We start from the raw sequence: 12,323 nt of genomic DNA on the forward strand, positions 1-12,323 counted from the left end.
CTCCGGGTCGCCGTTGTACGGCACGTCCTCGACCAGCGTGCCGTCGCGGTCCAGCAGCACCGCATCGTACAGGACCGGCCCGGCGGCGACCCGGTCATTCGCCGGTTCCACCCGGCCTGACCTGCGCTGATCCGGCTCCCTCTGGTCCCGTCGCACGGGCGGCGGGTTCCCTGCGCCCCGGGGAGTAAACATCATCAACCCGGCGGTACGCCGCATCGCCGCCCGGGACCCGCAGCGACGTTACCCGTCGCCCCGGAGAAGCTAACGCGTCGTTAGCGCCCGCACCGGCCGGGGTACTGAACGGCGGTGGCGATTGTGGAGAGAGTGATAGACGCGCCCCCGCAGCAGGTCTTCGACGTGCTCGCCGACGGGTGGACGTACAGCGACTGGGTGGTCGGCACGGTGCACGTGCGCGACGTGGACGAGCACTGGCCCGCCGTCGGCGCCCAGCTGCACCACCGGGCCGGGCCGTGGCCGTTGTCGTTGCAGGACGCCTCGACCGTGCTGGCCTGCGAGCCGCCCCGCAAGCTGGTGCTGCGGGCCGGGCTCTGGCCGGCCGGCGAGGCGATCGTCGTGTTCACCCTGGAGCCGGTGGGCGACGGCGCCACCCGGGTGAGTATCGGCGAGGACTTCGCCGCCGGCCCGCTGCGCTGGATCCGCAACAAGCTCAACGATCTGGTGCTGCACCAGCGCAACAAGGAGACGCTGAGCCGGCTCTCCGACATCGCCACCCGGCAGAAGGCGGCGGAGCGTACCGACGGGTGACGCTCCGGTTGCGGGGAGCCTCGGCAGGTCGCCGAGGGCCGCTGGCTACCCTTTGGGGGAACGCTGTCGGCAAACTAAGGATGACCGTCATGATCGAACCCGTGGAGCTGCCCTCGCCGTGGCGCGACGCGAACCTGACCGTCGTGGTCCCCACCTACAACGAGGCGGGCAACCTCCCGGTGCTGGTCGACCGGCTCCTCGCGCTGCCGCTGCCCGGTCTGAAGGTGCTGGTCGCCGACGACAACTCCCCCGACGGCACCGGTGACGTGGCGGACAAGCTGGCCATCGAGCACCCCGACCGGATCCAGGTCGTGCACCGCGCCGGCAAGGAGGGCCTGGGCCGGGCGTACGTCGACGGCATCAGCCGGGCGCTCGACGGCGGCGCCGACTACGTGGCCCAGATGGACGCCGATCTCTCCCACCCGCCGGAGGCGCTGCCCGGGATGCTCGGCGCGCTGCTCTCCACCCAGGCCGGCGTGGTGATCGGCTCCCGCTACGTGCCCGGTGGCCAGCTCGACGAGAACTGGCCGCTGTACCGCCGCGCGCTCAGCGGCTGGGCCAACCTCTACGTGCACACCCTGCTGCGGGTGCGGATCCGCGACCTCACCGCCGGCTTCAAGATCTGGCGGGCCGACGCGCTACGTGACATCGGGCTGGAGCGGGTGCAGTCCAACGGCTACAGCTTCCAGGTCGAGATGCACTACCTCGCCACCAAGCTGGGGCACACCATCCTCGAGGTGCCGATCCGCTTCGAGGAGCGGCGCGACGGCACGTCGAAGATGACCACCGCCACCAAGGTGGAGAGCGCGCTGATGCCGTTCAAGCTGCGTACCCGGCACCGCAACCTGGAGCGCTGACCGCTCAGCGGTACACCGCCCGGTGGGCGAGGCCGATCGCCCGCGCGTACAGGGCGCCGGTCACCGCACGGTCGCGGCCCAGCGCGGCCTGGGCCGCGTTCGCGCCGGGCGCCCCGTGCACGCCGCCACCCGGATTGGCCGAGGCGCTGGCCAGGTAGAGCCGGTCGACCGGGGTGTCCGGCCGGCCCAGCCCGGGCACCGGACGCAGGAAGAGCTGCTGGTACGCGGCGGCGGTGCCGCCGCCGACCGCCCCGCCCACGAGGCTGCGGTTGCGCTCCTCCAGGTCGGCCGGGCCGGCCACGAACCGGCCCCGGACGAGGCCCTTGAAGCCGGGGGCGTACCGCTCCAGCACCGCCTCGATCCGGTCCACGTGCGCGGCCACGTCGTCGGCGCGCCAGTCCCGGCGGAACGGCAGGTGGGTGTACGACCAGAGCGACTCGGTGCCGGCCGGTGACCGGGTCGAGTCGGCGGTGGTCATCTGCCCGACCAGCAGGAACGGGTCCTGCGGCACCTGCCCGCAGGCCAGGTCGGCGGCGTAGCGGGTCAGCCCGTCGACGTCGGTGGCCAGGTGCACGGTGCCGGCGCCGGCCACCTGCGGGTTGGTCCACGGCACCGGCCCGTCCAGCGCCCAGTCCACCTTGACGGTGGAGCCGTCCCAGCGGAAGTGGTCGAGGTCCTCGACCAGCCGGGGCGGCAGCCGGTCCGCGCCGACCAGGTCCAGGTAGAGCGTGGGCGCGGGCACGTCGGCCAGCACCGCCCGCCGGGCCCGCCACAGCGCGCCGCCGACGGTCCGCACCCCCACCGCCCGGCCCCGGGCGACCAGCACCCGGTCCACCGCGGCGCCGTAGCTGATCCGGCCGCCCTTGGCGGTGAGCCGGGCGACCAGCGCGTCGGTGATCCGCTGCGCCCCGCCGACCGGCACCGGCCAGCCGACCTCCTGGCCGAGCATCGCCAGCAGCCAGCCGTAGACGCCGGAGCCGGCGTCGTCCGGGGACAGGTCGGTGTGCAGGGCGCAGCTGGCCATCAGCGCCGGCGCGCCCTCGCCCCGGAACAGCTCCCGCCCGAGCTGCCGGCTCGGCAGCACCAGCCGGCGGGCCAGCCGCAGCGCGCCCGCGGTGCGCAGCCGGCGCAGCAGCTCCAGCCCGTTGCGCACCGGCGGGAAGGGGGTGAAGAGGGCGTCGACCAGCGGCCGGGAGATGGTCCGCCAGTCGTCGTACGTGTCGAGCCAGCGCTGCCCGTCGCCGGACGCGAACGCCTCCATCGACGCCGCGCTGCGGTCCGGGTCGCGGTGCAGCACCGCCGCCCGGCCGTCGGGCATGACGTGCGCCAGCACCTGCGGCGCGTGGGTCCACTCCAGGCCGTACCGGTCGAGCCGGAGCCGGCGCAGCACCGGCGAGGCGTACCCGAGCGGGTAGAACGAGCTGTAGAGGTCGCTGAGGTAGCCGGGGGCGGTCACCTCGGCGGAGCGCACCGCCCCGCCGGGGGCGCCGGTGGCCTCCAGGACCAGCACGTCCCAGCCGGCGTCGGCGAGGAGGTTGGCGGCCACCAGTCCGTTGTGCCCGGCGCCGATGACTACGGCGTCCGCGGCTTCCGCGCCGGTCGGGATCACCCGATCCGCCTACCCGGCCAGCAACCGGGCGAAACGAGTTTGCCTCGGCGGGACCGGGGCATCCCCGTCCGCATGTACAGGGTTGAACAGCTCATCGGCGGAGTGTGGGGCGCGGGCGGCGCGGGCGGGGAGTTGACGGTGCACGACCCGGCCGACGGCTCGCCGGTCAGCGTGGTCCCGGTGGCCACGGCGGACGAGGTGGCCAAGGCGGTCGAGGCGGCGCGGGGCGCGGCCGCGGAGTGGGCGGCGACGCCGGCGGCGAACCGGGCGGCGGCGCTGCACCGGGCCGCGGACGCACTCACGGCGGCGGCCGACGAACTGGCCGCGGCGACGACCGCCGAGATGGGCAAGCCGCTCGCGGACGCGCGGGGCGGCGTGGAGGCGGGGATCGGCACGTTGCGACAGTACGCCGAGCTGGGTCCGGTCCGGGGTGGCCGGACGTTGCACGGCGGGTCGGCGGCGATCGACTTCATGGCGCCGGAGCCGCGCGGCGTGGTCGCCGCGATCACCCCGTGGAACGACCCGGTGGCGGTCTCCTGCGGCCTGCTCGGCGCGGCGCTGGTCACCGGCAACGTGGTGCTCTACAAGCCGAGCGAACGGACCCCGGCCACCGGCTGGCTGCTGACGAAGGTCCTCGACGGCGCGCTGCCGGCGGGGGTGCTGTCGCTGTTGACCGGCGGCGCCGAGGTGGGCGCGGCGCTGGCCGCGCAGCAGGTGGACCTGGTCGCCCACGTGGGCTCGACCGCGACCGGCCGGGCCATCGCGGCGGCCTGCGCCGGGACCGGCGCGAAGGCGCTGCTGGAGAACGGCGGCAGCGACCCGCTGATCGTCGACGCCGGGCTGGACCCGGTCTGGGCGGCCGGTCAGGCGGCCGTCGGCTCGTTCGCCAACGCGGGGCAGATCTGCGTCGCGGTGGAGCGGATCTACGTGCACCGGGACCTCGCCGAGGACTTCGTCGACGCGCTGGTGGAGCGGGCCGAGGCGCTGCGGGTGGGACCGGGGCGGGACCCGGGGACGGAGCTGGGCCCGCTGGTGGACCGGCGGCACCGGGACCACGTGCACGGGCAGGTGATCGCGGCGGTGGCCGAGGGGGCGACGCTGCGCGCCGGGGGGACGCTGCCGGAGGGGCCGGGCGCGTTCTACCCGGCCACCGTGGTCACCGACTGTCGCCACGAGATGACGTTGGTGCGGGAGGAGACCTTCGGGCCGGTCGCGGCGGTGGTCGTGGTGGACTCGTTCAGCGAGGCGCTGCGCTGCGCGGCCGACTCGCCGTACGGGCTGGCCGGCACGGTGCTCACCCCGTCGATGAGTCACGCGCAGCGGGCCTGGCGGGAGCTGCCGGTCGGCACGGTCAAGGTCAACGCGGTCTTCGGGGGTGCGCCGGGCGGCGCCGCGCAGCCGCGCCGCGGCAGCGGCCAGGGCTTCGGGTACGGCCCGGAGCTGCTGGACGAGTTCAGCACGGTCAAGGCGGTGCACATCGAGGCCCCGGGCGGCGGCCACTGGTGACCGTTACGCCCGAGCCCGGGACCGTGCGGTCCCGGGCTCCGGCGCGTCGTACCTCCGGCTCAGCGACCGCGGCGGCCCTTGGACTCCTCGCGGGCCTTCGTGGTCTGCCGGGTGTTCGCCTTCTCGATCGCCTTGACCAGTTCCGGCTTGGTCATCCGGGACCGGCCGGGGACGTCCAGTTTGCGGGCCACCTCCATCAGGTGGTCCTTCTTGGCGTTGGCGTCCACCCCACCGGCGGTGGGAGCGCGGCGCTCGGGGCCGCCACCGGCGGCCTGCCGGTCGCTGGGACCGCTGCGTCCCTTGGGCTCCCAGTGGTCGCCCACCTTCTCGAACTCGTGCTTGACGGCGGCGAACGCGGTGCGGTGCGCCCGCTCGCCCTCGCCGTAGGTGTCCACCGCCGAGTCGTGCGTCTTCTCCCAGGTGCGCTGCGCCTTCTCCGGAGAGCGTCGCAGCGTGCTGGGCAACACCTCGCGCCCGGGCATCTCGTCCTCCTCCGCGTCGGCTGCCTCTGCGTTGACGGTTCCCCGGGCCGGTACCGGCAAACTCCGGCGTCGGGTTTGTCGATTTCCGGCAGGGGGTACCGGCGGGGCCAGGCGAGAGCCGGCTGGTGCGGCCGGCGGCCGGGGCGACAGGAGCGGGCATGGCAGCGACGACGGAGCCGACCACGGCCGCGGGCGGACGGACGGAGCTGCCGATGCCCCGCCGGGTCCGCCAGCTGAGCTGGTCGACCTGGCGCGGCGCGCTGGTGCGGAGCGGGCGGAACTTCATCAACGACAACTGCGCGGACTGGGCGGCGGCGCTGACCTACTACGGGGTGCTGGCCCTGTTCCCCTCGACCGTGGTGGTGGTCGCCCTGGTCGGCCTCGTCTCCGACGGGGAGCGGACCGTCGACACGGTGCTGGACCTCGCCCGCGACGTCGGCGCCGGCTCGGTGGTCGGCAACGAGGGCTTCGTCGACGTGGTGCGCACCGTGGTCGACCAGCAGAGCTCGGCGAAGGTGCTGCTCAGCTTCGGTCTGCTCGGCGCGCTCTGGTCGGCCTCCGGGTTCATCGGCGCGTTCACCCGGGCCTCGAACGCCGTCTACGGGGTGGTGGAGGGCCGGCCCTTCTACCGGCTGCGCCCGTTGCAGATCGGTCTGGCCGGGCTCTCGCTGATCCTGCTCGCCGTGGTGGCCACCGGCCTGATCGTCAGCGGCCCGGTCACCGACGCGGTGGGCAACCTGATCGGCGCCGGCGGGCTGGCCCGCACGGTGTGGGCGGTGGCGAAGTGGCCGGTGCTCGCGCTGGTGATGATGGTCCTGCTCTCCCTGCTGTTCTGGATCGCCCCCAACGTCCAGCAGCCGCGGTTCCGCTGGCTGACCCCGGGCGGAGCGGTGGCGCTGCTCTCCTGGATCGTCGCCTCCTTTGGCTTCGGCCTGTACGTCGCCAACTTCGGCTCGTACGACGTGACCTACGGCAGCCTGGGCGCGGTCATCGCCTTCCTGGTCTGGCTCTACCTGTCCAACTGCGCGCTGATGTTCGGCGTGCAGATCAACGCCGAGCTCCAGCGGGGCCGGGTGCTCCAGGCCGGCGCGGCGGACCCGGGCGAGCCGGTGCTGCCGCCGAAGGCCCCCGCCGATTCGTGACCAGGTGCCGGATTCGGCGTTTCTTCAGGGCCACCACGGGTAGCACAGAGGGCATGGAGCGTGGCAACAGCAAGCACGGACCGAGGCTCGACGAGCAGATGAGCCAGGAGGTGAGCGGCCTGTTGCAGGGGCCGGGCACCGGGGGCTCGCGCGTCGACGAGTTCCGCGAGGCCGAGCCGGCCGGCGAGGACCAGCCGGGCGCCACCACGGTCCCGGGCGGTGAAACGCGCAGCGGCGCCCCGAAGGGGATGAGTTCCCAGGACGTGGAGCGGCGCAGTCGGCTCGGCCGGTACATCACCCTGTCGGCCCTGCCTGGCGACCGGGAGGGCCTGATCGCGAACGCTCGCGACAACGATGCGCCCGCCGACGTCGTCGCGGAGCTGGAGCGGCTGCCCGACGGCACGCGCTACCAGACGGTTTCCGAGGTGTGGGCCGCGCTCGGGCACAAGAACGAGACGACGCGCTGGTGACCGGATCGGCCCGTGATTCGCAGCAGTACCGGCGCGCAGAGGAGGAACCTTCATGAGCGGCGTGATCGAGCACGTGGACGTCAGCGTCCCGATTCGGACGGCGTACGACCAGTGGACCCAGTTCGAGGAGTTCCCCCACTTCATGGAAGGGGTGGAGGAGGTCCGCCAGGTGACGGACACGATGACCCACTGGACGGTGGAGATCGCCGGGGTCAAGCGTGAGTTCGACGCCGAGATCACCGAGCAGCTCCCCGACGAGCGGGTGGCCTGGAAGTCGACCGGCGGCAGCCACCACGCCGGCGTGGTCACCTTCCACCGGCTCGACGAGGGCCAGACCCGGGTCACCCTGCAGATGGACTTCGAGCCGCAGGGTGTGGTCGAGAAGGCCGGCGACAAGCTGGGCGTGGTCGACCGTCGGGCCAAGGGGGACCTGGAGCGCTTCAAGCAGTTCATCGAGCGGCGCGGCCAGGAGACCGGGGCCTGGCGCGGCAAGGTGGACCGGCCCCAGCCCTGATCCCTCTCCCCCGGACCACACGTCCGTCGACGGCCGCCGGCTCCTGCCGGCGGCCGTCGCCCGTTGCGGGCCGGGTCGCGGCTGGCGGGTGGCCGTTTGCGATCACCGGCCGGGGGTACCGCGATGGGATGACGGACAACGACGACAGGGTGTGGCGCGACGATCAGAAGACGCCGTTGGAGGAGCTGGACCGGGCGGTCGCCCGCTCCACCCTCGACGGGCAGGCCGACGACGTCACGGGCAACGACGCCGGGCAGGAGGCCGCCTTCGGGCACGGCCCCGAGGCGGCGGACCGGGGTGCCGGGACGGCCGCGCGGCGCGAGATGACCGACCCGGATCGGGCGTACCGCCCGTCCACCACCGGGCGGACCGGCCCCGACAACATGTGATCGACCGCGTCCCGGGTGCGGCCGTCCGGCCGTCCCGGGGCGACCACCGCCCGACGAGGCGGGCGACGACGTCTGCGCCGATGCGCTGATCGCACCGACCGTGAGCCCCTTTGCATTGCAGTCGCATTGCAAAGGGGCTACGGTGGGATGCGATGCGGACGTATTGCGAAGACGGGAGACCGCGGATGCGGGTGATCGCGCTGTCGGAGACGACGGCCGACATGGTCGACCTGGTGGGCGGCAAGGCGGCCGGCCTGGGTGAGCTGATCCGGCGGGGCGAACGGGTCCCGGCGGGGTTCTGCGTCACCACCGAGGCGTACCGGCTGGGTGTGCTCCCCCGCGAGGAGATCCTCGACGCGTACCGGCGGCTCGGCGCGGGGCCGGTGGCGGTGCGCTCGAGCGCCACCGCGGAGGACCTGCCCGACGCGAGCTTCGCCGGGCAGCAGGAGACCGTCCTCGACGTCACCGGCGCCGCCGACCTGCTCGCCGCGATCACGAAGTGCTGGGACTCGCTGCACAACACCCGCGCGACCGCCTACCGCGACGCCCGGGGCGTCGACCACACGGCGGTACGGATGGCCGTCGTCGTGCAACGGATGATCGCCCCCGACGTGGCGGGGGTGCTGTTCACCGCGAACCCGGTCACCGGCTGCCGCACCGAGATGCTGGTCGACGCCGCTCCCGGTCCCGGCACGACCGTGGTGGACGGCGCCGCCACCGTGGACCACTACCTCCTCGACGGGTCGGCGCGCGACGAGGCGGGCTGCGTGCCGCCGGCGCGGCTGGCCGAGCTACGAGCCGTGGGTGAGCGCCTCCAGCGCCACTTCGGCCGCCCACAGGACGTGGAGTGGGCGATCGACCGGCAGGGCCTCCTGTGGCTGCTCCAGTCCCGGCCGATCACCACGCTGTTCCCGGCCCCGCCGGCCACCGACAAGCCCCTCCCCCGGGTCTACCTCGAATTCGGCCACGTGCAGGGCATGCTCCAGCCGGTCACCCCGATGGGGATGTCCAGCCTGAAGTCGCTGGTCTCGGCGATGCTCGCCCCGCTCGGGATCAGGGCGGAGATCGTGGACATCGGGGGACGCCTCTACGGCGACCTGACCGACATGGCGCGCAGCCGGTCCGGCCGGCGGCAACTGGTCCGGCTGCTGGCGGTCGACTTCGGACCGCGGGCCCAGGCGGTCATGCGGCACGTCCTGGCCGATCCGCGGTTCGCCCCGACGCGCGACGCGGGCGGGGTCCGGGCGGGTGGACCGTCGGCGCGGACGGCCGGCCGGGCGGTGGCCGGCATCGTACGGGCGCTGGCCCGGCCCGACCTGGCGCGGAGCCGGATGTTCGCCGCGATCGAGCGGTTGCGGCTCGACGCCGCCGCGCCCGAGCAGGTCCGGACGGCCGCCGACCGGCTGCGCTTCGTGCGGGCGCAGGAGCCGGACGAGAGTCCCGACGATCTCGTCTGGCCGATCGTGGCCGGCATGCTCGCCGCCGCGCTCCCCGCCCAGCTCCTCAAGGGCATCGCCGGCCCGGACGAGATCCACACCATCCTGGGTGGAATGCCGCACAACGTCACCATCGAAATGAACCTGGCGCTCTGGCGGCTCGCCCGGGGCGCCGGTGAACACCGCCGGCTGCTGCTCGACACACCGCCGCGGGAGCTGGCCGCGCGCTACCGGCACGGCACGCTGCCCGACATCGGGCTGGCGGCGTTCCTCGCCGCGTACGGTCACCGCGGGGCGGCCGAGGTGGACCTGGGGGTGCCCCGCTGGGACGAGGACCCGGCACCGGTCTTCGCCGTGCTCGCCAACTACCTGCGGGTCACCGATCCGCGGCAGGCGCCCGACCGGCGCTTCGCGCAGGCCGCCGCGACGGCCGAAGCCACCCTGCGCGAACTCGTCGCACGGGCCCGCCGCCGCCGGCCGGTACGCGGCCGGATCGCCGGGTTCCTCCTGCGCCGGGCGCGGTCGCTGGCCGGCCTGCGCGAGGCGGGCAAGTTCGCCGGCCTGTACCAGCTCCGGGAGATGCGCCGGCAACTGCTGCTCATCGGCGTCGACCTCGCCGGAGCCGGGCTGCTCGACCAGCCCGACGACATCATGTTCCTCACCCTCGACGAGGTGCACACCGCCGTGCACGAGGGCGCCGACCACCGGGACACGGTCGCCGAGCGCAGGGCGGTGCACCGGCGGGAGCTGCGCCGCCGGGCCGTGCCGGTGGCGCTGCTGTCCGACGGGACCGACGTCGAGGCCGTCCTGCCGGCGCCGCCCGCCACGGACGGCACCCTGACCGGGGTCGGCGCGGCGGCGGGCCGGGTCACCGGGCCCGCCCGGGTCGTCCACGACCCGGGCACCGCCCACATCGAACCGGGCGAGATCCTGGTCGCCCCGACCACGGATCCCGGTTGGACCCCGCTGTTCCTCACCGCCGGCGCGCTGGTCACCGAGACCGGCGCGATCATGGCGCACGGCCCGACCGTGGCCCGTGAGTACGGCATCCCCGCCGTCATCTGCGTGCCCGACGCCACCCGGCGGATCTCCACCGGGCAGATCGTCACGGTGGACGGTGCGGCCGGGACCGTCACCGTCACCGATGCGATCGCACTGTGAAAGCATCGGTGCCATGCCCAAGAAGGTCGACCGCCAGGAGCGCCGCACGCTCATCGCCGACGCGTTGATGCGGGTGGCGGCGGAGCAGGGCCTCGAGGCGGTCAGCCTGCGCCACGTCGCGGCCGAGGCCGGCGTCTCGGCGGGGATGGTGCAGCACTACTTCCGCACCAAGGACGAGATGATGGCGTTCGCGCTGGACGTGGTGCGCGAACGCGGTCAGGCGCGGGTCACCGCCGCGCTCTCCCGGCTGGGCGAGGACCCGGCCCCCCGGCTGCTGCTGCGGACGATGATCGCGGCCCTGCTGCCGCTGGACGAGCAGACGCGCGCCGACGGACGGGTGGCCCTGGCCTTCCTCGCCTACACCGCGGTACGACCGGCCGCCGCCACCGGCCTACGTACGGAGACCGCGCAGCTGAGCGCCTTCGTCTCCGGCATCCTGCCGGTCCCGGACCCGGACGACGCCGCCGCCGGCCTGCTGGCGCTCATGGAGGGGCTCGGTCTCTACCTGCTGGGCGGGCAGTACACCGCCGAGCAGGCGCTGCGCGCGCTGGACACCCACCTCGACCTGCTCTTCGGCCCGCCGGCGCCCGCCTGAGGCGGCGGCGCCGTCCGCGCCGCTCAAGCGGCGGCGCCGTCCGCGCCGCTCAGGCGGCGGGCGACCGCCGGGACAGGGCGTGCAGGGCCAGCAGCACCACCGCGAGGACCGTCAGCGCCGCACCGAGCAGGTTCAGCGAGGTGTTGCCGAGCAGCACGCCGAGCCCGGCCGGGATCAGCGCGCCACCGATCGCGGAGGCCCCGATCTGGAGACCGATGGCCCGGTCGGCGTGTGCCGCCCCGACCCGCTCCGCCGTGGTCAGGGTGAGCAGCGGGAAGACCGGCGCCGCGGCGAAGCCCAGCAGGAACAGGCCGGCGACGGCCAGCCAGCCCGAGCCGGGCAACGCGATGAGCAGGGCACCGGCCGCCATCCCGAGCAGACTCGCGGTCAGCACCCGCCCGGTCCCCAGCCGCTCGGCCACCAGCCCCTGCACCACCCGGCCGACGAAGAGGCTGCCCCAGTAGCCGGAGACGCAGAGGCCGGCGGTCGCGGCGGGCAACCCGCGCCCCTCGGTGAGCAGCAGGAACGCCCAGAGCCCGGCACTGATCTCGATGGCGACGTAGACGGCGAAGGCGAGGGCGCCGAGCCAGACGGCCGGCAGCCGCAGCGTCTCGCGTACCCGCACGGGCTGGTCCGCCAGCGCCACCGCCGCCCCGGTGACCGGCCCGCCCGCCGCCAGTGCGGCCGACGCCGGGCCGCCGGCCGGCCCGGCGGGGACCGGCGGGGTCGGCGCGGGCGTCGCCGCCGACCGGTCCCGCCAGGCGCGGACGGTGAGCGCGAAGGCACCGGCCAGCACCAGCTGGGCCGCCGCGGTGACGCCGTACCCCCAGCGCCAGCTCAGTCCGGCGCCGATCGTGGCCGTCATGATCAGCGGGCCGATCGCCACGCCGAGGCCGAAGAAGGCGTGCATCCAGTTCATGTGGCGCGGGCCGAAGGCGCCGGCCGCGTACGCGTTGAGCCCGGAGTCGATCGCGCCGGAGCCGAGCCCGAGGACCAGCGCGCAGCCGACCAGCACGGTCAGGGCGGGCGCCGAGGCGTACCCGGTGAGCGCCAGGCTGGCCAGCAGGGTGCTGCCGGCGAGCAACCAGCCCACCCCGAGCCGGGCCAGGGTGAAGCCGGCCAGCACGCTGGAGGTGAGGTAGCCGACGGTGCCGGCGGTGATCAGCAGCCCGACCGCCTCGGTCGGTACGCCGAGGTCGGCGCGGATCGACGGCCAGCCGACCCCGAGCAGCCCGTCGGGCAGCCCGAGGCTGACGAAGGCGAGGTAGGCCAGTAGGAGCAGCGAGGCGCGGGGTGGTGCGGAGGACATGGTCGCCCATCCTGCCGCATCCGTCGAGAACGACTCCCGCCGGTGGCCGCCTCCCCCGAACCGGCAAGATGGAACGCCCGGACGGGTA

At 74.6% G+C, this 12,323-nt stretch carries 13 protein-coding genes; 9 read left to right on the forward strand and 4 right to left on the reverse strand.

Going from position 1 to position 12,323, the window contains the following annotated elements:
- The coding region (locus V6U79_RS14260) for a hypothetical protein (RefSeq protein ID WP_334614995.1) at positions 1 to 192 on the reverse strand (192 nt) is incomplete at its 3' end.
- 123 nt (positions 193 to 315) lie between these two features.
- Here V6U79_RS14260 and V6U79_RS14265 point away from each other — a divergent pair.
- Positions 316 to 765 carry an SRPBCC family protein gene (locus tag V6U79_RS14265; protein ID WP_334614906.1) on the forward strand — a complete coding sequence of 150 codons (450 nt, stop codon included), beginning with the start codon at positions 316 to 318 and terminating at the stop codon, positions 763 to 765.
- An 89-nt stretch (positions 766 to 854) separates the two neighbouring features.
- Positions 855 to 1,622, forward strand: coding sequence for a polyprenol monophosphomannose synthase (locus tag V6U79_RS14270; protein WP_334534223.1), 768 nt, complete (start codon positions 855 to 857; stop codon positions 1,620 to 1,622).
- Positions 1,623 to 1,626: 4 nt separating this feature from the next.
- Here the strand turns inward: V6U79_RS14270 and V6U79_RS14275 are convergent, their stop codons facing one another.
- On the reverse strand, positions 1,627 to 3,231 hold the full coding sequence (locus tag V6U79_RS14275) for a phytoene desaturase family protein (protein ID WP_334614907.1): 1,605 nt from the start codon (positions 3,229 to 3,231) through the stop codon (positions 1,627 to 1,629).
- Positions 3,232 to 3,303: 72 nt separating this feature from the next.
- Here V6U79_RS14275 and V6U79_RS14280 point away from each other — a divergent pair, with 72 nt between their 5' ends.
- Complete coding sequence (locus V6U79_RS14280) at positions 3,304 to 4,737, forward strand: aldehyde dehydrogenase family protein (protein WP_334614908.1); 1,434 nt, start codon at positions 3,304 to 3,306, stop codon at positions 4,735 to 4,737.
- A 59-nt stretch (positions 4,738 to 4,796) separates the two neighbouring features.
- Here the strand turns inward: V6U79_RS14280 and V6U79_RS14285 are convergent, their stop codons facing one another.
- The gene (locus V6U79_RS14285) at positions 4,797 to 5,219 is read right to left on the reverse strand and encodes a ChaB family protein (RefSeq protein ID WP_334534214.1); all 423 of its coding nucleotides are present in this window, start codon (positions 5,217 to 5,219) and stop codon (positions 4,797 to 4,799) included.
- A gap of 158 nt (positions 5,220 to 5,377) precedes the next feature.
- Between V6U79_RS14285 and V6U79_RS14290 the strand changes: the two genes are divergently transcribed.
- The 6 genes from V6U79_RS14290 to V6U79_RS14315 all read left to right on the forward strand — a co-directional run bounded on the left by V6U79_RS14290 (position 5,378) and on the right by V6U79_RS14315 (position 10,926).
- On the forward strand, positions 5,378 to 6,361 hold the full coding sequence (locus V6U79_RS14290) for a YihY/virulence factor BrkB family protein (RefSeq protein ID WP_334534211.1): 984 nt from the start codon (positions 5,378 to 5,380) through the stop codon (positions 6,359 to 6,361).
- A gap of 53 nt (positions 6,362 to 6,414) precedes the next feature.
- On the forward strand, positions 6,415 to 6,831 hold the full coding sequence (locus tag V6U79_RS14295; protein ID WP_334534208.1) for a DUF2795 domain-containing protein: 417 nt from the start codon (positions 6,415 to 6,417) through the stop codon (positions 6,829 to 6,831).
- A 52-nt stretch (positions 6,832 to 6,883) separates the two neighbouring features.
- A complete protein-coding gene (locus tag V6U79_RS14300) occupies positions 6,884 to 7,345 on the forward strand; it encodes an SRPBCC family protein (RefSeq protein ID WP_334534205.1) in 462 nt (153 codons plus the stop codon).
- Positions 7,346 to 7,473: 128 nt separating this feature from the next.
- Complete coding sequence (locus V6U79_RS14305) at positions 7,474 to 7,734, forward strand: hypothetical protein (RefSeq protein WP_334534202.1); 261 nt, start codon at positions 7,474 to 7,476, stop codon at positions 7,732 to 7,734.
- A gap of 185 nt (positions 7,735 to 7,919) precedes the next feature.
- On the forward strand, positions 7,920 to 10,331 hold the full coding sequence (locus V6U79_RS14310; RefSeq protein WP_334614909.1) for a PEP/pyruvate-binding domain-containing protein: 2,412 nt from the start codon (positions 7,920 to 7,922) through the stop codon (positions 10,329 to 10,331).
- Positions 10,332 to 10,344: 13 nt separating this feature from the next.
- On the forward strand, positions 10,345 to 10,926 hold the full coding sequence (locus V6U79_RS14315; RefSeq protein ID WP_334534197.1) for a TetR/AcrR family transcriptional regulator: 582 nt from the start codon (positions 10,345 to 10,347) through the stop codon (positions 10,924 to 10,926).
- 49 nt (positions 10,927 to 10,975) lie between these two features.
- Here the strand turns inward: V6U79_RS14315 and V6U79_RS14320 are convergent, their stop codons facing one another.
- Positions 10,976 to 12,235, reverse strand: a complete 1,260-nt coding sequence (locus V6U79_RS14320) for an MFS transporter (RefSeq protein WP_334614910.1) — start codon at positions 12,233 to 12,235, stop codon at positions 10,976 to 10,978.
- Between the last annotated feature and the right edge of the window lie 88 nt (positions 12,236 to 12,323).

Source organism: Micromonospora psammae, assembly GCF_036902725.1.
Taxonomy (GTDB): Bacteria; Actinomycetota; Actinomycetes; order Mycobacteriales; family Micromonosporaceae; genus Micromonospora.

Excerpts from the sequence above, each read along its gene's own strand:
- V6U79_RS14290 (WP_334534211.1), top strand. The coding sequence starts at position 5,378 with ATGGCAGCGACGACGGAGCCGACCACGGCCGCGGGCGGACGGACGGAG.
- V6U79_RS14305 (WP_334534202.1), top strand. The coding sequence starts at position 7,474 with ATGACGGACAACGACGACAGGGTGTGGCGCGACGATCAGAAGACGCCG.
- V6U79_RS14270 (WP_334534223.1), top strand. The coding sequence starts at position 855 with ATGATCGAACCCGTGGAGCTGCCCTCGCCGTGGCGCGACGCGAACCTG.
- V6U79_RS14285 (WP_334534214.1), bottom strand. The coding sequence starts at position 5,219 with ATGCCCGGGCGCGAGGTGTTGCCCAGCACGCTGCGACGCTCTCCGGAG.
- V6U79_RS14295 (WP_334534208.1), top strand. The coding sequence starts at position 6,415 with ATGGAGCGTGGCAACAGCAAGCACGGACCGAGGCTCGACGAGCAGATG.
- V6U79_RS14310 (WP_334614909.1), top strand. The coding sequence starts at position 7,920 with ATGCGGGTGATCGCGCTGTCGGAGACGACGGCCGACATGGTCGACCTG.
- V6U79_RS14320 (WP_334614910.1), bottom strand. The coding sequence starts at position 12,235 with ATGTCCTCCGCACCACCCCGCGCCTCGCTGCTCCTACTGGCCTACCTC.
- V6U79_RS14280 (WP_334614908.1), top strand. The coding sequence starts at position 3,304 with ATGTACAGGGTTGAACAGCTCATCGGCGGAGTGTGGGGCGCGGGCGGC.
- V6U79_RS14315 (WP_334534197.1), top strand. The coding sequence starts at position 10,345 with ATGCCCAAGAAGGTCGACCGCCAGGAGCGCCGCACGCTCATCGCCGAC.
- V6U79_RS14300 (WP_334534205.1), top strand. The coding sequence starts at position 6,884 with ATGAGCGGCGTGATCGAGCACGTGGACGTCAGCGTCCCGATTCGGACG.